The 23,261-nt window shown below is 73.7% G+C and carries 26 protein-coding genes; 18 read left to right on the top strand and 8 right to left on the bottom strand.

The genetic code is table 11. The annotated features are described in order from the left end of the window. The first annotated feature begins 1 nt into the window (after window position 1). The 7 genes from ABT041_RS07995 (at window position 2) to ABT041_RS08025 (ending at window position 4,624) form a co-directional block, all read left to right on the top strand. Window positions 2–166, top strand: coding sequence for a CG2302 family histidine operon protein (locus ABT041_RS07995; protein ID WP_184930073.1), 165 nt, complete (start codon window positions 2–4; stop codon window positions 164–166). Beyond that, window positions 163–810, top strand: a complete 648-nt coding sequence (gene hisH / locus ABT041_RS08000; protein WP_351180751.1) for an imidazole glycerol phosphate synthase subunit HisH — start codon at window positions 163–165, stop codon at window positions 808–810. Before ABT041_RS07995 ends, hisH begins: the two co-directional genes overlap by 4 nt. Beyond that, window positions 807–1,532 (top strand): bifunctional 1-(5-phosphoribosyl)-5-((5-phosphoribosylamino)methylideneamino)imidazole-4-carboxamide isomerase/phosphoribosylanthranilate isomerase PriA, encoded by a 726-nt coding sequence (gene priA, locus ABT041_RS08005; protein WP_351180755.1) that lies wholly within the window; start codon window positions 807–809, stop codon window positions 1,530–1,532. The genes hisH and priA overlap by 4 nt, the downstream gene beginning before the upstream one ends. Then, window positions 1,529–1,927: a RidA family protein gene (locus ABT041_RS08010; protein WP_351180758.1), complete on the top strand. Its 399-nt coding sequence runs from the start codon at window positions 1,529–1,531 to the stop codon at window positions 1,925–1,927. Before priA ends, ABT041_RS08010 begins: the two co-directional genes overlap by 4 nt. Further along, window positions 1,924–2,679 (top strand): imidazole glycerol phosphate synthase subunit HisF, encoded by a 756-nt coding sequence (gene hisF, locus ABT041_RS08015; protein WP_351180761.1) that lies wholly within the window; start codon window positions 1,924–1,926, stop codon window positions 2,677–2,679. Before ABT041_RS08010 ends, hisF begins: the two co-directional genes overlap by 4 nt. 128 nt (window positions 2,680–2,807) lie before the next feature. Continuing rightward, window positions 2,808–3,392 (top strand): ArsR/SmtB family transcription factor, encoded by a 585-nt coding sequence (locus tag ABT041_RS08020; RefSeq protein ID WP_351180764.1) that lies wholly within the window; start codon window positions 2,808–2,810, stop codon window positions 3,390–3,392. Then, window positions 3,389–4,624, top strand: a complete 1,236-nt coding sequence (locus ABT041_RS08025; RefSeq protein ID WP_351180767.1) for an MFS transporter — start codon at window positions 3,389–3,391, stop codon at window positions 4,622–4,624. Before ABT041_RS08020 ends, ABT041_RS08025 begins: the two co-directional genes overlap by 4 nt. Window positions 4,625–4,661: 37 nt before the next feature. Here the strand turns inward: ABT041_RS08025 and ABT041_RS08030 are convergent, their stop codons facing one another. Then, complete coding sequence (locus ABT041_RS08030) at window positions 4,662–5,297, bottom strand: TIGR03085 family metal-binding protein (protein ID WP_351180770.1); 636 nt, start codon at window positions 5,295–5,297, stop codon at window positions 4,662–4,664. 84 nt (window positions 5,298–5,381) lie between these two features. Between ABT041_RS08030 and hisI the strand changes: the two genes are divergently transcribed. The 11 genes from hisI (at window position 5,382) to lgt (ending at window position 14,706) form a co-directional block, all read left to right on the top strand. After that, complete coding sequence (gene hisI, locus ABT041_RS08035; RefSeq protein ID WP_351180773.1) at window positions 5,382–5,750, top strand: phosphoribosyl-AMP cyclohydrolase; 369 nt, start codon at window positions 5,382–5,384, stop codon at window positions 5,748–5,750. Between the two features lie 11 nt (window positions 5,751–5,761). Beyond that, window positions 5,762–7,252, top strand: coding sequence for an anthranilate synthase component I (locus ABT041_RS08040; RefSeq protein ID WP_351180776.1), 1,491 nt, complete (start codon window positions 5,762–5,764; stop codon window positions 7,250–7,252). 14 nt (window positions 7,253–7,266) lie between these two features. Further along, entirely contained in the window at window positions 7,267–7,917 is a 651-nt protein-coding gene (locus ABT041_RS08045; protein ID WP_351180779.1) for a TIGR02234 family membrane protein, read from the top strand. Between the two features lie 134 nt (window positions 7,918–8,051). After that, entirely contained in the window at window positions 8,052–8,306 is a 255-nt protein-coding gene (locus ABT041_RS08050) for an HGxxPAAW family protein (protein ID WP_351180782.1), read from the top strand. Window positions 8,307–8,644: 338 nt separating this feature from the next. Further along, window positions 8,645–9,070, top strand: a complete 426-nt coding sequence (locus tag ABT041_RS08055) for a DUF2752 domain-containing protein (protein WP_351181061.1) — start codon at window positions 8,645–8,647, stop codon at window positions 9,068–9,070. A gap of 133 nt (window positions 9,071–9,203) precedes the next feature. Beyond that, window positions 9,204–10,013 (top strand): indole-3-glycerol phosphate synthase TrpC, encoded by an 810-nt coding sequence (gene trpC / locus ABT041_RS08060; RefSeq protein WP_123451331.1) that lies wholly within the window; start codon window positions 9,204–9,206, stop codon window positions 10,011–10,013. A gap of 7 nt (window positions 10,014–10,020) precedes the next feature. Further along, window positions 10,021–10,293: a tryptophan biosynthesis modulator TrpM gene (trpM, locus tag ABT041_RS08065; RefSeq protein WP_351180785.1), complete on the top strand. Its 273-nt coding sequence runs from the start codon at window positions 10,021–10,023 to the stop codon at window positions 10,291–10,293. A 341-nt stretch (window positions 10,294–10,634) separates the two neighbouring features. Further along, window positions 10,635–11,918, top strand: coding sequence for a tryptophan synthase subunit beta (gene trpB / locus ABT041_RS08070; RefSeq protein WP_351180788.1), 1,284 nt, complete (start codon window positions 10,635–10,637; stop codon window positions 11,916–11,918). Next, a complete protein-coding gene (trpA, locus tag ABT041_RS08075) occupies window positions 11,915–12,748 on the top strand; it encodes a tryptophan synthase subunit alpha (RefSeq protein WP_351180791.1) in 834 nt (277 codons plus the stop codon). The genes trpB and trpA overlap by 4 nt, the downstream gene beginning before the upstream one ends. A gap of 64 nt (window positions 12,749–12,812) precedes the next feature. Beyond that, entirely contained in the window at window positions 12,813–13,637 is an 825-nt protein-coding gene (locus tag ABT041_RS08080; RefSeq protein WP_351180794.1) for a DsbA family protein, read from the top strand. A gap of 76 nt (window positions 13,638–13,713) precedes the next feature. Further along, window positions 13,714–14,706 carry a prolipoprotein diacylglyceryl transferase gene (lgt, locus tag ABT041_RS08085; protein ID WP_351180797.1) on the top strand — a complete coding sequence of 331 codons (993 nt, stop codon included), beginning with the start codon at window positions 13,714–13,716 and terminating at the stop codon, window positions 14,704–14,706. A gap of 86 nt (window positions 14,707–14,792) precedes the next feature. On the opposite strand, the gene ABT041_RS08090 is transcribed toward lgt, so the two are convergent. From ABT041_RS08090 to ABT041_RS08120, 7 genes are read right to left on the bottom strand one after another with little or no spacing between them, the layout of a single operon-like run. Next, window positions 14,793–15,656: an HpcH/HpaI aldolase/citrate lyase family protein gene (locus tag ABT041_RS08090; protein ID WP_351180800.1), complete on the bottom strand. Its 864-nt coding sequence runs from the start codon at window positions 15,654–15,656 to the stop codon at window positions 14,793–14,795. Next, window positions 15,653–16,894 carry a CaiB/BaiF CoA transferase family protein gene (locus ABT041_RS08095; protein WP_351180803.1) on the bottom strand — a complete coding sequence of 414 codons (1,242 nt, stop codon included), beginning with the start codon at window positions 16,892–16,894 and terminating at the stop codon, window positions 15,653–15,655. The genes ABT041_RS08090 and ABT041_RS08095 overlap by 4 nt, the downstream gene beginning before the upstream one ends. Then, the gene (gene rbsK / locus ABT041_RS08100) at window positions 16,891–17,811 is read right to left on the bottom strand and encodes a ribokinase (RefSeq protein ID WP_351180806.1); all 921 of its coding nucleotides are present in this window, start codon (window positions 17,809–17,811) and stop codon (window positions 16,891–16,893) included. Before rbsK ends, ABT041_RS08095 begins: the two co-directional genes overlap by 4 nt. After that, a complete protein-coding gene (locus ABT041_RS08105; protein ID WP_351180809.1) occupies window positions 17,808–19,400 on the bottom strand; it encodes an ADP-ribosylglycohydrolase family protein in 1,593 nt (530 codons plus the stop codon). Before ABT041_RS08105 ends, rbsK begins: the two co-directional genes overlap by 4 nt. After that, window positions 19,397–20,563 (bottom strand): ADP-ribosylglycohydrolase family protein, encoded by a 1,167-nt coding sequence (locus ABT041_RS08110; RefSeq protein ID WP_351180812.1) that lies wholly within the window; start codon window positions 20,561–20,563, stop codon window positions 19,397–19,399. Before ABT041_RS08110 ends, ABT041_RS08105 begins: the two co-directional genes overlap by 4 nt. Next, window positions 20,529–22,061, bottom strand: a complete 1,533-nt coding sequence (locus tag ABT041_RS08115) for an ADP-ribosylglycohydrolase family protein (RefSeq protein WP_351180815.1) — start codon at window positions 22,059–22,061, stop codon at window positions 20,529–20,531. The genes ABT041_RS08110 and ABT041_RS08115 overlap by 35 nt, the downstream gene beginning before the upstream one ends. Then, complete coding sequence (locus ABT041_RS08120; protein WP_351180817.1) at window positions 22,058–23,053, bottom strand: ADP-ribosylglycohydrolase family protein; 996 nt, start codon at window positions 23,051–23,053, stop codon at window positions 22,058–22,060. The genes ABT041_RS08115 and ABT041_RS08120 overlap by 4 nt, the downstream gene beginning before the upstream one ends. Window positions 23,054–23,261 lie beyond the last annotated feature (208 nt).

Here is a 23,261-nt window from a genome sequence, read left to right on the forward strand (position 1 = left end):
CGTGAACGGTCTCTCCACCATCCTGATCCTCGTCGGGCTGTTCCTGCTCGGCGGCATCTACTCCTTCGTCAAGCAGCAGATGCCCAAGGGCCTCATCGTGCTCCTCTCCATCGGCGCCGCGATGTGTCTCTCCGCCGGTGTGCTGCGTCTGGACGTGTGGTCATGAGCACGACTTCCCCGAAGAAGGTCGTCGTCTTCGACTACGGCTTCGGCAACGTGCGCTCCGCCGAGCGCGCCCTCGCCCGCGTCGGCGCCGACGTCGAGATCACCCGCGACTACGACAAGGCCATGAACGCCGACGGGCTCCTCGTCCCCGGCGTCGGCGCGTTCTCCGCCTGCATGCAGGGCCTCAAGGAGGCCCGCGGCGACTGGATCATCGGCCGCCGGCTCTCCGGCGGCCGCCCGGTCATGGGCATCTGCGTCGGCATGCAGATCCTCTTCGCGGAGGGCATCGAGCACGGCGTCCAGACCGAGGGCCTCGACGAGTGGCCCGGCACGGTCGAGCCGCTGAACGCCCCCGTCGTCCCGCACATGGGCTGGAACACCGTCGACGCACCCGCCGACACCCAGCTCTTCGCGGGCCTCGACGCCGACGCCCGGTACTACTTCGTGCACTCCTACGCGGTGCGCGAGTGGACCCTGGAGGTCGGCAACCCCAACATCCGCGCCCCCAAGGTCACCTGGGCCACCCACGGCGAGCCCTTCGTCGCCGCCGTCGAGAACGGCGCCCTCTGGGCCACCCAGTTCCACCCCGAGAAGTCCGGGGACGCCGGCGCCCAGCTCCTCACCAACTGGATCGGAACCCTGTGAGCACTCTCGAACTCCTCCCCGCCGTCGACGTCCGCGACGGCCAGGCCGTCCGCCTCGTCCACGGCGAGTCCGGCAGCGAGACCTCCTACGGCTCCCCGCTGGAGGCCGCCCTGGCCTGGCAGCGCGCCGGCGCCGAGTGGCTCCACCTGGTCGACCTGGACGCCGCCTTCGGCACCGGCGACAACCGCGACCTGGTCCGCCAGGTCACGGAGGCCATGGACATCAAGGTCGAGCTCTCCGGCGGCATCCGCGACGACGCCTCGCTCGCCGCCGCCCTCGCCACCGGCTGCACCCGCGTCAACCTCGGCACCGCCGCCCTGGAGACCCCCGAGTGGGTCGCCAAGGTCATCGCGCAGTACGGCGACAAGATCGCCGTCGGGCTCGACGTGCGCGGCACGACCCTGCGCGGCCGCGGCTGGACCCGCGACGGCGGCGACCTGTACGAGACGCTCGCCCGCCTCGACTCCGAGGGCTGCTCCCGCTACGTCGTGACCGACATCGCCAAGGACGGCACCCTCCAGGGCCCCAACCTGGAGCTCCTGAAGAACGTCTGCGCGGCCACCGACAAGCCCGTCGTCGCCTCCGGCGGCGTGTCCTCCCTGGACGACCTGCGGGCCCTGTCCGGCCTGGTCCCGGTGGGCGTCGAGGGCGCGATCATCGGCAAGGCGCTGTACGCCAAGGCCTTCACCCTCGAAGAGGCGCTCGTGGCGGTGGCGTCGTGACCTCCGAGATCCGCAGGGTCGTCACCGGCGCGCCCTGGGAGGAGCAGTTCGGCTACTCCCGCGCGGTGGAACTCCCGAACGGCACGGTCCTGGTCTCCGGCTGCACCTCCGTGGTCGACGGCCAGATCGCCGACGGCGGCCCGTACGACCAGGCGGTCAACTCCTTCAACGTGGCCTTCGGCGCGCTGAAGCAGCTGGGCCTGGGCGCCGAGCACGTCGTCCGCACCCGGATGTACATCACGCACGCCCGGGACGTGGACGAGGTCGGCCGCGCCCACAAGGAGCTGTTCGACGAGGTCCGCCCCGCCGCTTCCATGATCATCGTCTCCGGCTTCGTCGACCCGCGTCTCGTGGTCGAGGTCGAGGTCGAGGCCTACAGGGGTGACGCCGCATGAGTCTCGCCGTACGTGTGATTCCCTGCCTGGACGTGGACAACGGCCGGGTCGTCAAGGGCGTCAACTTCCAGAACCTGCGGGACGCGGGCGACCCCGTCGAGATGGCCAAGCTGTACGACGCCGAGGGCGCCGACGAGCTGACCTTCCTCGACATCACCGCCTCCTCCGGCAACCGGGAGACCACCTACGACGTGGTGCGCCGCACCGCCGAGCAGGTCTTCATCCCGCTCACGGTCGGCGGCGGCGTCCGCTCGGCCGAGGACGTCGACAAGCTGCTGCGGGCCGGCGCCGACAAGGTGGGCGTCAACACCGCCGCCATCGCGCGCCCCGAGCTGATCCAGGAGATTGCGGAGCGCTTCGGCCGCCAGGTGCTCGTGCTGTCCGTGGACGCGCGCCGTACCTCCACCGGCTCCTTCGAGGTGACGACGCACGGCGGCCGCAAGGGCACCGGCATCGACGCCGTCGAGTGGGCGCACCGGGCCGCCGAGCTCGGCGCGGGGGAGATCCTGCTCAACTCGATGGACGCCGACGGCACGAAGGACGGTTACGACACCGAGATGATCGCGGCCGTGCGCAAGCACGTCACGGTCCCGGTGATCGCCTCCGGCGGCGCCGGCAAGCTCGCCGACTTCCCGCCGGCCGTGGCGGCGGGCGCGGACGCGGTGCTCGCGGCCTCCGTCTTCCACTTCGGCGACCTGCGGATCTCGCAGGTCAAGGACGCGCTGCGGGAGGCGGGCCACCCGGTCCGCTGAGCGGAGGTTCCGCTTCCGGGACGTTCGGAGAAGGGCCCCTTCGGGGGCCCTTCTTCTCGCCCCGAAGCGCAGGATTATTTGTGCAAATTCCATTGCGCAAGATTTCTTTCACATCTAAGGTCGTGGACATGACCTCGCAGGAGAACCGCCGCATCGACGACCTCGGCACCCTCAAGGCCATCGCGCACCCGCTGCGCATGCGCCTCTACCGGGCCCTGTTCGTGGCCCGTACCGCCACCGCGTCCCAGCTCGCCGAGCAGGTCGACGAGGCCGTCTCCCTCGTCAGCTACCACCTGCGCAAGCTCGCCGAGCACGGCCTCATCGAGGAGGCCGAGACACAGTCCGCCGACGGCCGCGAGCGCTGGTGGCAGCCCAGCTCGTACGGCTTCAGCATCCACGACGAGGACGTCCGCGCCCCCGAGCTCGCCGCGGCGACCGCCGCCTTCGGCCGCACCGTCGACGAGCAGCGCACCCAGATGTACGCCCGCTTCCGCGACGAGCGGCACACCTGGTCCGACGAATGGCGCTCCGCCGCCATCAGCTCCGAATGGCTGCCCCGCCTCACCGCCGCCGAACTCGCCTCCCTCGGCAAGGAGCTCGACGCGCTCCTCAAGAAGTACGACCAGGCCGCCCGCGCCGCCGAGGCCGCCGGTGACACCGAGGGCCGCGAGAACGTCGCCGTCCACCTCCACGGCTTCCCCTACCGCGCATGACCGCCACCGTCCTCCGAGCCGAGGGGCGCCCCGCCCACCGCAGCCCGCAGGTCCTGCGCTGGCTCGGCGCCTACACCGCCTCCACCCTCGGCGACAGCGTCTTCTACCTCGCCCTCTCCTGGACCGCCGTGAGCAGCGGCACCCCCGCCCAGGCCGGGCTCGTCATGGCCGTGTCCGCCGTGCCCCGCGCCCTGCTCCTGCTCGTCGGGGGAGCGGTCGCCGACCGCCTCGGCCCGCGCCGGGTCGTCATCGCCTCCGACACCGTCCGCTGCCTCGTCGTCCTCGGCCTGGCCGCGACCCTCTTCCTCGCCTCGCCCGGCCTGTGGGCCCTCGCCGCCGTCGCCCTCGTCTTCGGCGTCGTCGACGCCCTGTTCCTGCCCGCCGTCGGCGCCCTGCCGCCCCGGATCGCCGAGCGCGACCAGCTCGCCCGCGTCCAGGGCATGCGCGGCCTCTCCTACCGGCTCGGTGCCGTCCTCGGCGCCCCGCTCGGCGGCCTCGCCGTCGCCCTCGGCGGCTCCGCCACCGCCTTCGGCGTCGCCGGAATCCTCTTCGCGCTCTCCCTGCCCCTGCTCGGCGCGCTCAAGCTCCGCCCGCTGCCGGCAGAGGACGAGGCGCGCGACGGCACCGCCCTGCGCGACCTCGCCGACGGCCTGCGCTACCTCCGCGGCCACAAGGCGCTCGGCCCGCTGATGATCGTCGTCCTCCTCGCCGACCTCGGCTTCGCGGGCCCCCTCAACGTCGGCCTCGCGGTCCTCTCCGCGCAGCGCGGCTGGGGCGCCTCCGGCATCGGCTGGGTCCTCGCCGGCTTCGGCATCGGCGCCGGCGGCGCATCCCTGCTGCTGACCGTCAAGGGCCGTATACCCCGGGCCGGCGTCGTCATGGGCTGGACCATGGTGCTCGGAGCCGTATCGATCGGCGCCCTCGCCCACGTCCCCCAGCTGCCCCTCGCCGCCCTCGTCGCGGTCTCCATCGGCCTGCTCGCCGGACTCTCCGGAGCCCTGTGCAACGCCTTCGTCCAGACCGAGTGCGACCCCGCCTACCTCGGCCGGGTGAGCGCCGTCTCCAGCCTCGGCAGCCTCGGCATCGCGCCGCTGAGCTTCCCGGTCACCGGTGCGGCCATCGGCCTGTGGGGCCCCGGCCCGGTCTTCGCCGTCAGCGCGGCGGTCTGCGCCCTGTCCGGCGTGTACGCCCTCGTGGTCCCGCCCCTCCGCCGCGCCGAACTGCCCCGTTAGAGTCCGTCCGGCGGATCAGCGTCGGACAGGCCCTGGCTCAGATCCCCAGCTGCTTCGTCTCCCGCAGCCGCTCGATCGCCTCGGGCTCGCCCTCCAGGGCCACCTTCGCCGAGTCCTGGCGGCCGTACAGGTACATCACCAGCTCACCCGGCTCCCCGGATGCCGTGACCACCGGGGTGCCGCGGTGGGCGACCACCGTCTGACCGTTCGGACGGCGGAGCACCAGACCCACCGGAGCCTTCCGGCCCAGCAGCCGGGCCATCCGCTCCAGGCGGGACCAGAGGGCGTCCGCGAAGACCGGGTCCAGCTCCCGCGCCGACCAGTCCGGCTGCGCCCGCCGGACGTCCTCCGCGTGCACATAGAACTCGACGACGTTCGCCCCCTCGTCCACCTGCTTGATGGTGAACGGCGAGAACTTCGGCGGACCCGTGCGGATGAGCTGGATCAGCTCCTCGTACGGCTTCTCGGCGAACTCCGCCTGCACCCGGTCCTGCCGCTCCTTCAGCGCCGGTACGAGGGAACCCGCCGCCGCGTCCGGCCGCCGCTCCCGCACCACCACATGGGCCGCGAGGTCCCGGGTCCGCCAGCCCTCGCAGAGCGTCGGCGCGTCCGGGCCCGCCTGCTCCAACAGATCGGCGAGCAGAAGCCGTTCACGTTTCGCATGGGTCGACATGCCCGCCAGCGTACGACCGGGGACTCCGGTCCGCCCAGTGGACGCCCCGCCGGACAACCCCCCTGAGCGCGGCACAATGGCGCCATGACCAGCACGCCCCGGACCCCCAGCGACCTCGACCCGGCCATCGCCGCCCGCCTCAAGCGCAGCGCCGACGGGCTCGTCCCCGCCATCGCCCAGCAGTACGACACCGGTGAGGTGCTGATGCTGGGCTGGATGGACGACGAGGCGCTCCACCGCACCCTCACCACCGGCCGCTGCACCTACTGGTCCCGCAGCCGGAACGAGTACTGGGTCAAGGGCGACACCTCCGGGCACGTGCAGCACGTCAAGTCCGTCGCCCTCGACTGCGACGCCGACACCCTCCTCGTCAAGGTCGACCAGGTCGGAGCCGCCTGCCACACCGGCGCCCGCACCTGCTTCGACGCCGACGTGCTCCCCGTCTCCCAGTAAGGTCCGGTGCCATGGATCTCGAGACCTTCCGCAAGCTGGCGGCCGACCGCCGCGTCATCCCCGTCAGCCGCAGGCTCCTCGCGGACGGCGACACCCCGGTCGGGCTCTACCGCAAGCTCGCCGCCGAACGGCCCGGCACCTTCCTCCTCGAATCCGCGGAGAACGGCCGCAGCTGGTCCCGCTACTCCTTCATCGGCGTCCGCAGCGACGCCACCCTGACGGTGAAGGACGGCGAGGCACACTGGCTCGGCACCCCGCCCGTCGGCGTCCCCGTCGACGGCGACCCGCTCGCCGCCCTGCGCGCCACCGTCGAGACCCTCCACACCCCGCGCGACCTCGCCTCCGGCATGCCGCCGTTCACCGGCGGCATGGTCGGCTACCTCGGCTACGACATCGTCCGCCGCCTGGAGAAGATCGGCGACTCCACCCGCGACGACCTGCGGCTGCCCGAGCTCACCATGCTGCTCACCAGCGACCTCGCGGTCCTCGACCACTGGGACGGCTCGGTCCTGCTGATCGCCAACGCGATCAACCACAACGACCTGGAGACCGGCGTCGACGAGGCGTACGCGCACGCCGTCGCCCGCCTCGACGCCATGGAGGCCGACCTGGCCCGCCCGGTCGAGACCGCGCCGGCCGCCCTGCCGCCCTCCGAGCTCCCCGAGTTCTCCGCCCTCTGGGGCGGCCAGGCCTACCAGGAGGCCGTCGAGGACATCAAGGAGCGCATCCGGGCCGGCGAGGCCTTCCAGGTCGTGCCCTCGCAGCGCTTCGAGACCCGCTGCACCGCCTCCGCGCTCGACGTGTACCGGGTCCTGCGGGCCACCAACCCGTCCCCGTACATGTACCTCTTCCGCTTCGAGAACGGCTTCGACGTCGTCGGCTCCTCGCCGGAGGCCCTCGTCAAGGTCGAGGACGGGCAGGCGATGCTCCACCCCATCGCCGGCACCCGGCATCGCGGCGCCACCCCGCAGGAGGACCACGACCTCGCCGAGGAGCTGCTCGCCGACCCCAAGGAGCGCGCCGAGCACCTCATGCTCGTCGACCTCGGCCGCAACGACCTCGGCCGGGTCTGCACGCCCGGCTCCGTGGAGGTCGTCGACTTCATGTCGATCGAGCGCTACTCGCACGTCATGCACATCGTCTCCACCGTCACCGGCGAGGTCGCCGACGGCCGCACCGCCTTCGACGTCCTCACCGCCTGCTTCCCCGCCGGGACGCTCTCCGGCGCGCCCAAGCCCCGCGCGATGCAGATCATCGAGGAGCTCGAACCCTCCCGGCGCGGCCTCTACGGCGGATGTGTCGGTTATCTCGATTTCGCCGGCGACGCGGACACCGCCATCGCCATCCGTACGGCACTGCTCCGTGACGGAACGGCGTACGTGCAGGCCGGAGCGGGTGTCGTCGCGGACTCCGACCCGGTCGCCGAGGACAACGAGTGCCGCAACAAGGCCGCGGCCGTCCTCCGCGCCGTGCACACCGCCAACCGGATGAACGGCAACTGAGCACGTAGGGGATAGTGGGGTACGTGAGTGCCGTACCCGTACCCCAGCCCCGGGCCGCCCGACCGGGCGGCCCCACCGGCGGCCGCCGCAGCCTGGCCGCGGCCCTCCTCCTCGGCGCCCTCGGCGCCACCGTCGTCCTGCTCTCCGCGGGCCAGATCTGGGCGGAGGGCACCGCGTCCGTCGGCGGCGGCAGCGTCCCCGTCGAGGCCGACGGCGGCACCGTCACCGGGGTGCCCACCGCCCTCGCGATCGTCGGGCTCGCCGCGCTCTTCGCCGTCTTCGCCGTCCGCCGCACCGGCCGCACCCTCGTCGCCGCGCTCCTCGCGCTCAGCGGCGCGGGCGCCGCGCTCGCCGCGGTCCTCGGCGCCTCCGACAGCGCCGCGCTCGACGCCGAGGCCGCCCGGATCAGCGGCGACACGGCCGCCGCCGTCGCCGGCCTCACCCACACCATCTGGCCGTACGTGACCGCGGCGGGCGCCGTCCTCATCCTGCTCGCCGGCCTCTTCGCCCTCCGCTTCGGCAAGAACTGGCCGGCGATGGGCGGCCGCTACGAGCGCTCCGGCACCCCGCGCGCGAGCCGCAAGGCCCCCACGACCGACCCGGACCGGCCCGAGGACCTGTGGAAGGCCCTGGACCGCGGCGAGGACCCCACCCGGGGCGGGTGAACGGCTCCGTCCGCGACGCGTGATCGTCCGGGCACCCCCGATTCATCCTCGCGCGCCCGCGTGCGGGACAATGAGCGCCGAGTGTCCGCGCACGCGAGACCTCACCATCGAGCAACTGCAACGAGGAGCAACTCATGGCGGGCAGCGCCCACGGACACACCCCGGCCGCCTGGACCGGTGTCATCATCTCCTTCATCGGCTTCTGCATCGCCGGCGTCTTCATGGTGGCCGCCAACCTGCCCGGTTTCTGGGCCGGTGTGGGCGTCATCTTCCTCGGCGGCATCATCGGCGGCGCGATGAAGGTGGCGGGCCTCGGCATGCCGAAGGACTCGGAGGCCGTCGTCGCCGCCCGCGAGGCCGCGACCGCGACCGCGAAGTCCCGCGCCTGACGCGACACGACGCACCCGAGGGCGCAGTCCGGCCGAGCCGGGCTGCGCCCTCGCGCGTCAGGGGACACAATCACCGGGTGGACACGCAGCCGACGGCCGGAGCCGTGACCGACACCTCCCCCACCCGACCGGGTGAACCCCCTCACCCGAACGCCACACCACCACCCGCGGACGCCCCCGTGCCGGGCGCGGCCGCGCCGCGGGACTTCGGCACCGGGCCGGGCGCCGGCGCATCGCCGGGCTCCCGCCCCGTGCCGGGCGCGGCCGTAACGCCGGGTTCCGGTGCCGGGTCGGGTGCGCCCCCACAGGCGACGTACGGCCCCTGGGACGGGGCGTACCTGCCGGCGCAGCCCCCGGCGCCCTCGCGGTCCCTCGTGCGGCGGCTGCTGCCGCCGGTCGGTGCCCTCGCCGGGGTCGTCGCGGCGTTCGCGTACGTCGGGGCCGTCGACCCCAACGAACCCGGGCACTACCCCGTCTGCCCGCTCCTCCGCTTCACCGGCATCTACTGCCCCGGCTGCGGCGGGCTCCGCAGCGCCCACGCCTTCGCCCACGGCGACCTCCCCGCCGCCCTCGGCTTCAACGCCCTCGCCGTCGTCGGCTACGGGATCTTCGCCGTCGTCATGGCCGTATGGCTGATTCGCGCCGTCCGCGGAGTGCCCATGCGGCTCGCGATCTCCCCGGTCTGGTGGTGGGGGATCGGGGCCGTCCTCGCCCTCTTCACCCTGGTCCGGAACCTTCCCTTCGGCTCCGCGCTGGCCCCCTGAGCGCCGGTCGGGAGTCCCAGCAGGTGGGACGGCGCTCCGGCCGATGCGAATCCGGAGCCGTCCTGCGGATAGGATCGAAGTGGCTGAACCTGGTTCTTCATCACCGTCACCGTCCCGGAAGGGGGCCCCTCGCGTGAGTGTGCTCGACGAGATCATCGAAGGCGTGCGCGCCGACCTCGCAGAGCGGCAGGCGCGGGTCACCCTCGACGAGCTCAAGGAGCGCGCCGCCAAGGCGCCGCAGGCCAAGGACGGCGTCGCCGCACTGCGCGGGGACGGCGTCAAGGTGATCTGCGAGGTCAAGCGCTCCAGCCCGTCCAAGGGCGCGCTCGCCGCGATCGCCGACCCGGCGGGTCTCGCCGCGGACTACGAGGCGGGCGGCGCGGCCGTCATCTCCGTCCTCACCGAGCAGCGCCGCTTCGGCGGCTCCCTCGCCGACCTGGAGGCCGTCCGGGCCCGGGTCGACATCCCCGTGCTGCGCAAGGACTTCATCGTCACCGCGTACCAGCTCTGGGAGGCGCGGGCGTACGGAGCGGATCTCGCGCTCCTCATCGTCGCCGCCCTGGAGCAGGAGGCGCTGGTCTCCCTCATCGAGCGCGCCGAGTCCATCGGTCTCACCCCGCTGGTCGAGGTCCACGACGAGGAGGAGGTCGAGCGCGCCGTCGACGCGGGCGCCCGCATCATCGGCGTCAACGCGCGCAACCTCAAGACCCTCAAGGTCGACCGCTCCACCTTCGAGCGCGTCGCCCCCGAGATCCCCGCGCACATCGTCAAGGTCGCCGAGTCCGGCGTCCGCGGCCCGCACGACCTCATCGCCTACGCCAACGCGGGCGCCGACGCGGTCCTCGTCGGCGAGTCCCTCGTCACCGGCCGCGACCCGAAGGCCGCCGTCGCCGACCTCGTCGCCGCCGGCGCGCACCCCGCCCTGCGTCACGGCCGGAGCTGACCCAGCCATGACCGCCGTCCGCGCCACGCCGACCGCCCTGGGCTCCGCCCCGGGCGGCCCGGGCGTGCCCGCGGACGCCTCGGGGCGCCGCGGCCGGCTCCGTACCGCCGCCGCCCCCGTCTCCAAGCACGCCCCGCTGGCCAGGGGCTGCCGGCCGCGCGGCTGCCGCGCGCCCGCCCGCCGTGTCCACGGCCGCCGGGTCCGCTACGTCATCGGCTCGGAGCCGGGCCAGGTCAACGGCATGCGATGGCGCCCGCGCCTCGCGCGCACTTTCACGTAGAGCAACGCCCAGCCCTTCAGGCCCTGGCCCTTCGCCACCCCCGTGTGGGCAATCGTTCCGCAGGGCGGAACGGGTGGGCACACGGGACGGCGCCCTTGGCGGCGCCTCCGCCCCCTGTGCCCTGACCCGCACCGACCGCGCGGCGCACGACGTGGTGCGGGTTCAGGCACGGAAGCCCAGGCCCGGCAAGGGGCGCCGTTCCGTTGTGCCCACCCGTTCCGCCCCTTGCGGAACGCCTGCCCACAACGGCGGCGGCGTTGACGTACGGGAATGGCTCGCGCGCATACCGTGACCATCGACCCCACGTATCCCGGGGCACCCGCCCCGCGAGGAGCATCCGCATGTCCAGCGAGTTCTTCATCCCGGACCTGGAAGGCCAGGTCCCCAGCCCGGAGGGCTACTTCGGCGCCTACGGCGGCAAGTTCATCCCGGAGGCCCTCGTCGCCGCCGTCGACGAGGTCGCCGTCGAGTACGAGAAGGCCAAGGCCGACCCCGAGTTCGCCCGCGAGCTCAACGACCTGATGGTCAACTACACCGGCCGGCCGAGCGCCCTCACCGAGGTCCCGCGGTTCGCCGAGCACGCCGGCGGCGCCCGGATCTTCCTCAAGCGCGAGGACCTCAACCACACCGGCTCGCACAAGATCAACAACGTGCTCGGGCAGGCCCTCCTGACCAAGCGCATGGGCAAGACGCGGGTCATCGCCGAGACCGGCGCAGGCCAGCACGGCGTCGCCACCGCCACCGCCTGCGCCCTCTTCGGCCTCGACTGCACCATCTACATGGGCGAGGTCGACACCCAGCGCCAGGCCCTCAACGTGGCCCGGATGCGGATGCTCGGCGCCGAGGTCATCGCCGTGAAGTCCGGCAGCCGCACCCTCAAGGACGCCATCAACGAGGCGTTCCGCGACTGGGTCGCCAACGTGGACCGCACGCACTACCTGTTCGGCACCGTCGCGGGCCCGCACCCCTTCCCCGCCATGGTCCGCGACTTCCACCGGGTCATCGGCGTCGAGGCCCGCCGCCAGCTCCTGGAGCGCACCGGGCGCCTGCCCGACGCGGCCATCGCCTGCGTCGGCGGCGGCTCCAACGCCATCGGCCTCTTCCACGCCTTCGTCCCGGACGCGGACGTCCGTCTGATCGGCTGCGAGCCGGCCGGCCACGGCGTCGAGACCGGCGAGCACGCGGCCACCCTCACCGCCGGTGAGCCCGGCATCCTCCACGGCTCCCGCTCCTACGTCCTCCAGGACGAGGAGGGGCAGATCACCGAGCCGTACTCGATCTCCGCCGGACTGGACTACCCCGGCATCGGCCCCGAGCACGCGTACCTCAAGGACAGCGGGCGCGGCGAGTACCGGGCCGTCACCGACGACGCCGCCATGCAGGCGCTGCGGCTGCTCTCCCGTACGGAGGGCATCATCCCGGCCATCGAGTCGGCGCACGCCCTCGCCGGGGCCCTGGAGGTCGGCAAGGAGCTCGGCAAGGACGCCCTGCTCCTCGTGAACCTCTCCGGGCGCGGCGACAAGGACATGGATACCGCCGCTCGCTATTTCGGCCTGTACGAAGCCGACGCCGAGGTGGCCGCGAACGCCGCCGACATCGCAGAGATCGAGGGGGACGCCAAGTGACCACCGGGAACATCCAGCTGCTCAGCGACACCCTCGCCAAGGCCAAGGCCGAGAACCGGGCCGCGCTCATCGCGTACCTGCCGGCCGGCTTCCCGACCGTCGACGGCGGCATCTCCGCGATCAAGGCCGTCTTCGACGGCGGCGCCGACGTCGTCGAGGTCGGGCTCCCGCACAGCGACCCGGTCCTCGACGGGCCGGTCATCCAGACCGCCGACGACATCGCCCTGCGCGGCGGCGTGAAGATCGCCGACGTCATGCGGACGGTCAAGGAGGCCCACGCGGCCACCGGCAAGCCCGTCCTCGTCATGACGTACTGGAACCCGATCGACCGGTACGGCATCGAGCGATTCACCGAGGAGCTCGCCGCAGCCGGCGGCGCGGGCTGCATCCTGCCCGACCTGCCGGTCCAGGAGTCCGCCGTCTGGCGCGAGCACGCCGACAAGCACGGTCTCGCGACCGTCTTCGTCGTCGCGCCCAGCAGCAAGGACGAGCGCCTCGCCACCATCACGGCCGCCGGCTCCGGCTTCGTCTACGCCGCCTCGCTCATGGGCGTCACCGGCACCCGCGAGTCGGTCGGCGAGCAGGCCGCCGACCTGGTCCGCCGCACCCGCGCCACCGACCATTCCCGCCATGGGCTCCCCGTGTGCGTGGGGCTCGGCGTCTCCAACGCCGCGCAGGCGAAGGAGGTCGCGGGCTTCGCCGACGGCGTCATCGTCGGCTCCGCCTTCGTGCGGCGGCTCCTCGACGCCGACGGCGACGAAGCGGCCGGCCTCACCGCCGTAAGGGAACTGGCGGCCGAACTCGCCGAGGGCGTCCGCCGCGTTTCGTAGCCCATATGGGTGGATCTGGGACCGGGGAGGCGCGGATGTGCCTCCCCGGTTCGTTGCCAGGGGCGTGAGCGAGAAGAACAGTGGTGACGGTAGCCGGAGCGCGCGGGAGCGGCTCAAGGAGCAGCGCGAGCGCGACAAGGCCCGCGAGAAGCAGCGGCGCGTCCTGATCGTGTCGGCGGCGGTGGTCGGTGTCCTCGGCCTGGCCGCGGTCGTCGGCGTGATCGCCGCCGGCGGCGACAAGGACGGTGGATCCGACAAGGCCGGCCCGGTGGTCGCGCCGACCGGGGCGACCGACGAGGACGCGAAGCCCGCCATCCCCACGGGCAAGACGGACGCCCCGTCGACGCTCGCGATCTGGGAGGACTTCCGCTGCCCGGCGTGCGCCCAGTTCGAGAACGTCATGCGGGACTCGATCCACGAGCTGGAGGCCTCCGGCGCGCTCAAGGCCGACTACCACCTCGCCACCCTCATCGACGGGAACATGGGCGGCAGCGGCTCGCTGCGCGCGGCGAACGCGGCCGCGTGCGCCCAGGACGCGGGGAAGTTCACCGCGTACCACGACACGCTCTACATCAACCAGCCGCCGGAGACGGACGACGCCTACGGCAAGAACGCCAAGCTGATCGAGCTGGCGGCGAAGGTGCCGGGGCTCGACACGCCGGCCTTCCGCAGCTGTGTGAACGACGGCACGCACGACAGCTGGGTGAAGAAGTCGAACGAGGCCTTCCAGAACGGCGGCTTCCGCGGCACCCCGTCCGTCCTCCTCAACGGAGAATCGATCTTCCCGACCAAGGGGAACGAGCAGATCTCCCCGGAGAACCTGAAGAAGTGGGTCGCCGAGGCCAACAAGGGCAAGAAGCCGGGCACGGCCTCCCCGTCGGCGGGCTAGTCACGGGATTGGTTATCCAGAAGTTGCCGGGTGGGCTGCCGTCCTGCCCGCCCGGCAAGGTAGCGTCGGTCCTGCCATGGACCTTGCCTACATTCCCAGCCCGTCGACCGGCGTGATCCACCTCGGACCGATCCCGCTGCGCGGCTATGCCTTCTGCATCATCATCGGTGTCTTCGTCGCCGTCTGGCTCGGCAACAAGCGCTGGATCGCCCGGGGCGGCACCGCCGGCACCGTGGCCGACATCGCCGTCTGGGCGGTGCCCTTCGGCCTCGTCGGCGGACGCCTCTATCACGTGATCACCGACTACCAGCTGTACTTCAGCGAGGGTGAGAACTGGGTCGACGCCTTCAAGATCTGGGAGGGCGGCCTCGGGATCTGGGGTGCCATCGCGCTCGGCGCGGTGGGCGCCTGGATCGGCTGTCGCCGCCGCGGCATCTCCCTGCCCGTGTACGCGGACGCCATCGCCCCCGGCATCGCCTTCGCCCAGGCCATCGGCCGCTGGGGCAACTGGTTCAACCAGGAGCTGTACGGCAAGCCGACCGACGTGCCGTGGGCGCTGAAGATCACCGAGGGCCCCAACCGCGAGGCGGGCCTGTACCACCCCACCTTCCTGTACGAGTCGCTGTGGAACGTCGCCGTCGGCTTCCTGGTCATCTGGGCCGACCGCCGCTTCAAGCTGGGCCACGGCCGCGCCTTCGCGCTGTACGTCGCGGCGTACTGCTCGGGCCGCGTGTGGACCGAGGCCCTGCGCGTCGACGAGGCGCATCACATCCTGGGACTGCGGCTCAACGTGTGGACCGCGATCGTCGTCGGCCTGCTGGCCGTGGTCTACATGATCGTCTCGGCCCGCCTGCGGCCCGGCCGCGAGGAGATCGTGGAGCCGAGGGCCGCGGAGAAGCTCGCCGCCGAGAAGGCCGAGAAGGCCGAGAAGACGGACGCCGTCGAGGGTGCCGAGGCCGCCGAGGTCACCGACGCCGTGGAGGACAAGACCGACGGTCCCGGGGACGAGGACAGGGAGACCGACGGCGACGGCGCCGATCACGGCGCCGGCTCGGCCGCCAAGAGCTGATCCACCACAGCCTGAGGGCCGTCGGAACCGAGAGGTTCCGGCGGCCCTTTCTTCTGTGTCCTCTCCTGGGGGTCCTCTTCTGTGCCTCAGCCCGCGCGGGACGCGAGGGCGAGGACCCGGTGGGCGCCCTCCACCACCGCAGCGTCCACGAAACGGCCGTCCGGGAGCGCGAGGGCGCCCCGCTCCGCCGCGGCCGCCTCGACGACCTCACGGGCCGCGTCGACCTCCTCCGGGGTCGGGAGGTAGGCGCGCTCGATGACCGGGAGCTGGCGGGGGTGGATCGCCGCCCGGCCCAGGAAGCCCATCGCCCGGCCCCGGACGCAGCCGGCGGCCAGCGCCTCCAGGTCGGCGACGTCCGGATGGACCGACTGGGCCGGCGGCGGGAGGGCGGCCGCGCGGGCCGCGACCACCACCCGGCCGCGCGGCCAGTCGAGCGCACTGTCCTCCCGTACCCCCAGGTCGGCACGGAGGTCGGCCTCGCCGAGCGCGATGCCGCGGACGGCGGGATGGGCGGTGGCGATGGCGTAGGCGTGCTCCACCGCGAGGGCGTTCTCCAGGAGCGGATAGAGCGGGAGGCCCGGGGCGAGGCTCGCGATCCGGTGGATGTCAGTGGCGTGTGTCACCTTGGGTACACGAAGACCGCGCAGGCCGGGGAGGGAGGCCAGGGTGGGGATGTCGAGCGGCGTGTGGACGCGGACGTGGACCGGGACGGGGTGGACGTCCGCGAGGAGATCGACCGTGGCGTCCAGGGCGTACGCCTTGCGGTGCGGGGCGACCGCGTCCTCCAGATCGACGATCACGACGTCGGCGCCGGACGACAGCGCCTTGCGGACCACATCGGGGCGGTCGCCGGGTGCGTACAGCCAGGTGAGGGGGGTGTGCGGGGTGAGCGGGGGGACGCGGGGCGCGCCCGTCCGTTCCTTTCCGGCGGGACCGCTGAGAGGGCTCATACCGCTCCTTGCTCGCGGAGGGCGTCGATCTCGGCGGGGCTGAGGCCGAGTTCGGCGAGGACGGCGGTGGTGTCGGCGCCGTGCGGCCGGCCGGACCAGCGGATGGCACCGGGGGTCTCGGAGAGGCGGAAGAGGACGTTCTGCATCTTGATCGGACCGAGCTCCGGGTCCTGGACCTCGGTCACGGTGCGCAGCGCCTGGTACTGGGGGTCGGCGACGACGTCCCGGATGTCGTAGACGGGGGCGATGGCCGCCTCCGCCTTCTCGAACGCCGCCATCGCCTCGTCGCGGGTGTGCCGGGCGATCCACGAGCCGACCGCCTCGTCCAGGACGTCCGCGTGCTCGGCCCGGCCCGTACCGTCGGCGAACCACGGCTCGTCGATCAGCTCCGGGCGGCCGACGAGCCGCAGCACCCGCTCGGCGATCGACTGGGCGGAGGTGGAGACGGCGACCCAGGAGCCGTCGGAGGTCCGGTAGGTGTTGCGCGGCGCGTTGTTGCGGGAGCGGTTGCCGGTCCTGGGCTGGACGTAACCGAGCTGGTCGTACCAGAGGGGGTGGGGTCCGATGACGGAGAGCATCGGTTCGATGATCGCCATGTCGACGACCTGGCCGCGGCCGGTCGCCGTCCTCGCGGTCAGCGCGGTCATCACCGCGTACGCCGTGGCGAGGGCGGCGATCGAGTCGGCGAGGCCGAAGGGCGGCAGGGTCGGCGGGCCGTCCGGCTCGCCCGTGATGGCGGCGAAGCCGCTCATCGCCTCGGCGAGCGTGCCGAAGCCGGGCCGGTGGGCGTACGGGCCGAACTGGCCGAAGCCGGTGACGCGGGCCAGCACCAGACGCGGGTTGACGGTGGACAGCTCCTCCCAGCCCAGACCCCAGCGTTCCAGGGTGCCGGGGCGGAAGTTCTCCACGATGACGTCCGCCTCGGCGGCGAGCGCGAGCAGGGTGTCACGGCCGCCCGGCGAGGAGAGATCGAGGGTGATCGCCCGCTTGTTCCGGCCGAGGACCTTCCACCACAGGCCGACGCCGTCCTTGGCGGGGCCGTGGCCACGGGACGGGTCCGGCTTGCGGGGATGCTCGACCTTGACGACGTCGGCGCCGAAGTCGCCCAGCATCATGGCGGCCAGCGGGCCGGCGAAGAGGGTCGCGAGATCCAGGACGCGCAGCCCGTGCAGGGGCGCCGCGGGACTTTCGGGGCTCTCGGGGCTCTCGGACGTGGCGGTCGGGGCGTGAACGGTCATACGGCGTCGGCCTCCAGGGTGTGCGGGGAGCGGAAGGCGGCCTCGATCTCGACGCGGTACGGCATCGAGGTCGACGCGCCCTCGCGCTGGACGGAGAGCGCGGCGGCCGTCTGCGCCCAGGCGAGCGCCTCCGGGGCGGGACGGCCCTCGCCGAGGGCGACCGCGAGGGCGCCGACGAAGGTGTCACCGGCCCCCGTGGTGTCCACGGCCCGGACCCGGGGCGCGGGCACGGCGACCGGCTCGGCGCCGCGCACCGCGTACAGGCTGCCGGCCGCGCCCAGGGTGACGACCACCTCGGGCACGTCCCGCAGCAGGGCCTGCGCGGCCTCGCGCGGGTCGGTGAGCCCGGTCAGCGCGGTGGCCTCGTGCTCGTTGGGCACCAACAGGTCGACGGCGGCGAGGAGTTCCGGCGGGAGGGGCTGCGCGGGGGCGGGCGTGAGCACGGTGCGGACGCCGAGCCGACGGGCGGTGACGGCGCCCTCGACGACGACGGATAGGGGGAGTTCGAGCTGGAGGAGCAGGGCGTCGGCGGTGCCGATGAGGGCCTCGTCGCCATGGGTGAGGGAGGTGACGGTGCCGTTGGCGCCGGGGACGACGACGATCGCGTTCCCGCCCTCGTCGTCCACGACGATGTGGGCGGTGCCCGAGGAGCCCTCGGCGGTGCGCAGCAGATCGGTGTCCACCGCGCAGTGCTCCAGGGTGTCGCGCAGCCGCGCCCCGAAGTCGTCCGCGCCGACCGCGCCGATCATCGCCACCTCGGCGCCCGCCCGGGCGGCGGCGACGGCCTGGTTGGCGCCCTTGCCGCCGGGGATCGTACGGAAGGAGCGGCCGGTGACCGTCTCACCGAGGGCGGGGGCCCGTGGCACATAGGTGACGAGGTCCATGTTCGTGCTGCCGAGCACGACGATGCTGGTCATGGGCGTACAGCCTCCGTGTGGGTCAGTTCGGCGAGGGTGTCGAAGCCGATGCCGTCGAAGGACGGCACCGAGGTCGCCAGACGGTTCTTGAGCGGGGCGGTCCAGCGCTCGGGAAGCCGGTCCGGGTGCCCGGCGAGCAGCCCGGCGACCGAACCGGCGGTGGCGCCGTTGGAGTCGGTGTCCCAGCCGCCGGAGACCGCCGCGCAGACGGAGCGGGAGAAGTCGCCGTCACCGTGGGTGAGGGCGGCGGCGAGCACGGCGGCGTTGGGGACGGCATGCACCCAGTGGTACCCGCCGAGTTCGGCGTGCAGGCGGTCGACGACGGTGTCGAAGTCGGCGGTGGCGCCGGCCGTCTCGATTCCGAGACGGACGGCCCGGGCCAGCCGCGAGCGCGGCGGGACGACGCCGAGGCCGGCGGCGAGCGACTGATGGACGTCCGCCGTGCCGGTCGCGGCGGTGGCGAGGGTGGCGGCGACGAACATCGCGCCGTACACGCCGTTGGCGGTGTGCGTGAGCACCGCGTCCCGGTGGGCCTGGGCGGCCGCGGCCACCGGGTCGCCGGGGTGGGTCCAGCCGTGCACGTCGGCCCTGATCTGGGCGCCGATCCACTCGCGGAAGGGGTTGCGGCGGAGGGCGGTCAGCGGCGGTTCGACGCCGTCGAGGAGGTTGCGGTAGGCGACGCGCTCGGCCGTGAAGGTGCGGCCTGCGGGGAGTTCGTCGAGCCAGAGGCGGGCGACGTCGGCGGTGGTGAAGTCGCGGCCGTACCGCTGGAGGAGCAGCAGGTTGAGGAGGGGGTAGTTGAGGTCGTCGTCCTCGGGCATGCCGTCGATGTTCTCGGCGAGGGAGGTGCCTGCGGAGCGACGGTTCCACGGGTGCGCGGCGAGCAGCTCGGGCGGGACGCCGCGGGCGGTGAACCAGGAGGTGAGGGGCCAGTTGCCGGCGGCCCGGGCGAGGGCGCGGATGGCGTGTAGGGGCAGCTTCTCGACGGGCTTCCCGAGCAGACATCCTGCGGCGCGGCCGAGCCAGGCGGCGTGGAGGCGGTCCTGGAGGCCGGTGTCCCTCCCCGTTGTGGGCAGGCGTTCCGCAAGGGGCGATGGGGGTCCCCCCTGCTCGAGCGAAGCCGAGAGCTTGGGGGAGGGTGGGCACAACGGGACGGCGCCCTTGCCGGCGCCAGAGGCTACTGAACCTGGACCCGCACTCGTGTGCACCGTCACCGGTGGTGCGGGTTCAGGCCCGGAACGCGGAGGCGCCGCCGGGGGCGCCGTCCCGTGTGCCCACCTGTCCCGCCCTGCGGGACGATTGCCCACACGGGGGGCCGTCGTCAGGGCCTGGATCACGGGTAGGGGCGTGGGCTCGTGGGGTGACAGGGGGGACGGGAGGGACGCCAGGGCGTCCAGGAGTTCTTCCGCCAGGGGGCGGAGGTCCGGGCGGGGGACCGCCGACGCGCCGGCCGACGTCGGCGCCGGGGGGCCGCCCGCCGCCGTCCAGCGGGCCGCCAGAGCACCGGCCTCGCGGCCGTCCTCCGACGCCAGGCGGAGTTCGTGGCCCACCAGGTCCTCCGGCTGGACCCAGGTCACGCGGAGGGTCATCGGTCCGCGCTCGTCAGCGTCGCGAAGGCCGCCTCGTGGGAGCGGCGGACGGCCGCGTCCCCGGCGAAGATCTCGCGCGTCACCTCCGCCAGCGCCCTCGCCGGTCCGTGCAGGTCCAGCCGGCTCGCCTCCGCCACCCGCTTCGCCCACTCCGCGGGGACCGCGGACTCGCCGTGCAGCGCTCCCGCGATCGCGCCCGCCATCGTGGCGATCGAGTCGCAGTCGCGGCCGTAGTTGACCGCGCCCAGGACCGTACGGCGGTAGTCGCCCTCGCCGACCAGGAGCATGCCGAGGGCCACGGGGAGTTCCTCGATCGCGTGCAGGCGGGAGGGGCGGCGGGCGCCCAGGGACGGGGCCCGGTAGTCGGGGCCGACCGTGTCGAAGGGGGCCACCGCCCTGCGGAGCGGAACGAGCGCGGACTCGAAGTCCCGGTGCCCGGCGGCCGCTTCGGTGACCGCCTTGATCGCCGCGTACGTCCCGTCCTTCGCGAGCGACAGGGCCGTCTCCACCACCGAGGCCGGCGTCGCGCCCGGCACGCAGGCCGCCGCGACCGCCGCCGCGAAGACGCCCGCCGCCTCCCGTCCGTACGAGGACTGGTGCGCGCCCGTCAGGTCGATCGCCTCGGCGTAGGCGGCCGCCGGGTGGGCGGCGTTGACCAGGCCGACCGGCGCCATGTACATCGCGGCACCGCAGTTGACGATGTTTCCGGTGCCCGCCTCGCGGGGGTCCGCATGGCCGTAGTGGAGCCGGGCCACGATCCACTTCTCGGCGAGGAAGATCCGCTGGAGGGGGAGCGCCTCGGCCTCCAGCTCCGGGATCCAGACGGGGGAGCCGATGAGTTCGGGGACGAGGTGGTCCGCGACGGCGTACGCGTCGAGGTGGCCGCGGACCTTCTCGTACACCCGGATCAGCGCGTGGGTCATCAAGGTGTCGTCGGTGACGTGCCCGTCGCCCTTGTGGTACGGCGCGATGGGCCGGGCGGTGCGCCAGTCGCCGCCGTTCCAGGGGCCGACGATCCCGGTGACGCGGCCGCCGTGGCGTTCCAGGATCTGGTCGGGGGTGTAGCCCTCGACGGGGCCGCCGAGGGCGTCGCCGACGGCGGCCCCGAGGAGACTGCCGGTGATCCGGTCATCCAGGCTGGGCACATCCAGTGTGGGTGTCATGTCGGAATTGTCCACCTGGGGCGGCCGGTTCCGTGGCTCCGAGCAGCCCGGCGAGTTCCACCAGGTCCGTGCCCGCGAGACGGGGCAGCGCGCAGCCCGCGAGCGTCCTGCACGTCTCGCGCCAGCTCGCCGGGACCGAACGGCCGCCGCCCAGCGCGCCGGTGAGCGCGCCCGCGAGTGCCGGGGCCGAGTCGGCGACCCGGGAGAGACAGGCGGCGGCCGGTACCGCGGCCGTCATCTCGCCCCGGGCTGCGGTGGCGAGGGCCAGGGCGACCGGGACGGTCTCGGCGGCGGCGATGCCGTAGCTGTAGACGTGGTCCACGATCTGGTGCTCCAGGAGGGGGACCAGTTCGAAGGCGGAGTCGGCGGCCTGGGCGAGCTTCATGGCGTGCCGGGCGTTGCGGCCGATCTCGGTGACGGGCGGGAGTTCGGCGAGCGCCGCCTCGACGGCCTCGTCGACCGTCGCCCCGCCCAGGGCCGCGGCGACGGCCGCCGCCGTGGCGCGGGCGCCGTGCACCCCGTCGCCGTCCTGGGTGTACCGCGCGTCGAACTCGGCGAGTTCGGCGGCCGCGTGGGGGTCGCCGGGGTGGACGACGGCGAGGACCGCGGCGCGGACGCAGGCGGCGTCGTCGAAGAAGTGCGGGTTGTCGTGGCCCGTGGCGGGCGGGCGCAGCCCGGTGGCGAGGTTGCCGAGGCCCGCGCGGACCGAGATCCGGGCCCGGAGGGGGAGTACGGCCGACTCGACCTCGGGGGCGCGGTCGGCCGCGGCGGCGATCTGGCCCGCGAGGGAGTTCCAGGCGAGGTCGACGGCGGCGCGGAGGCGGCGGTCCGGGGGGAGGGCGGCGAAGACGGGGCCGTCGGAGGTGAGGATCGCCTCGGCGGTGAAGACCGCCCACTCGGCGTCGTCGGAGGGGCCCAGACGGAGGGGCTCGGGGGGCTGGTTGAGGGCGATGGGGACGGGGAGGGTGGTCGTCGCGTTCTGCTCGGCGAAGGTGTCGAGTTCTCGGGTGAGGCGGCGGGTCCATTCGGGCATGCGGGCGGCGCGGTGGCGGGCGGCGGGCCAGCCGGCGGCGTCGCCTGCGGCGAGCCCGAGGAGGAGGCCCTCGGTCTTGTCGCGGGTCGCCCTGTGGGGCGCGTTTTCCTGCGGGGCCTTCCGGGCGCCGCCCCAGGAGCCGGTGCCCCGCACCGGGGCGGTGGCCCGGAGCGCGCCGACCTCGGGGTCCTTGCCCCGCACCGGGGCGGTGGCCCGGAGCGCGCCGACCTCGGGGTCCTTGCCCCGCACCGGGGCGGGGTCCAGCAGGGCATCGATCGCCGGGTCGGAGCCCGGCATCGGGGGCTGTGCCCACCCTCCGCCAAGCTCTCGCCCTGCGGAACGATCGCCCACAGCGGGGGCGGCGGCGCCCATGGCGCCCGTGAGGCCCGCGGCGTCCGCGGCGTCCGCGAGGCCCGTGGCGCCACCGGCGGTTTCGGTCGCCGTCGTCGTCACGTCCGCGCTCATGCTGCCTCCTCCGGGGTCAGGAGGTCGGCCACGTCCAGGACGTGGTAGCCGCGCATCGACGGCAGGCAGCTGCCCGTCACCGGGGCGATGGCCGAGGCCCAGTCCGCCGGGATCGCGTCCACTCCGCCCGCCGCGCCCGCCAGCGCGCCCGCCACCGCTGCCGTCGTGTCCGCGTCGCGGCCCATGTTGACCGCCGTCAGGACCGCCGTGCGGAAGTCGCCGCGGGCCGCCGCGAAGGCGCCGAAGGCCAGGCCCACCGCCTCCGGGGCGAGGTCCGTCCACGGGTAGCCGCCGATGACGACGGCCGAGCGGACCTGGCGTTCGCGGGTGAGCGGGTCCGGCTGGACCCGCTGCGCCGCGACGACCGCGCGGCGCAGCGAGCGGGCCGTCCAGGAGTCCATGGGGACCACGGACAGGGCCGCCGCGATCACCGACGTGACCGTCGCTCCCGTCATCGCCGCCGCGACTCCCGCCGCCACCGCCTGGCCGCCGTAGATGCCCTCCCCGTCGTGGCTGACGCTGCCGTCGATCGCGACCAGCCGGGCCGCCTCCGCCGGGCGCCCCGCCGCGAAGACGCCGAAGGGCGCCGCGCGCATGGCCAGGCCGTCCGACCACGCGTGGCGGTGCTGGGCCGAGATTGGCGCCGCCAGGCCCCGGCGGAGGTTCTCCAGGGTGCCGCGCTCCGAGAAGCCCGCGCCGCGGAAGGGGCCTTCGTCGAGGTCGGCGATCCAGTGGTGCCAGGCCCGTTCGACGTGGTGGACGGTGAGGGCCGAGCCGTGCCGGGCGAGGAGCAGCGCCGAGAAGATGGCGTACTCCGTGTCGTCGGTGCCCGCCGGACTGTCCGTCACGAAGCCCTCGATGCGGCCCCAGCGGCGGCGGATCTCGGAGGGCCGCATGTTCTCCGCGGGCGCGCCGAGCGCGTCGCCGACGGCGAGGCCGAGCAGTGCCCCTCTCGCCCGTTCACGCGTGTCGCAGGCCGTGCTGTTCACCATCTCGCGCCCCTTCCTCGGTGGAGGCGCCGCCAGCGGCGCCCCGTTGCCTGGATCTGTGCCACCACGGGCCGCGAACTCGCCGAAGAAACGTCTCTGTCACCCGCCTGACACCTCGCCAGGTTGGGTTCACCTCACTGAGGCGGGCCTTAGTAAGTACGGCCTGGCTTGCTGGCGCGCCCCTTACATCGGGCGTATTTTCGACGGTGTT

The organism is Streptomyces sp. NPDC002825, assembly GCF_040295385.1.
GTDB lineage: Bacteria > Actinomycetota > Actinomycetes > Streptomycetales > Streptomycetaceae > Streptomyces.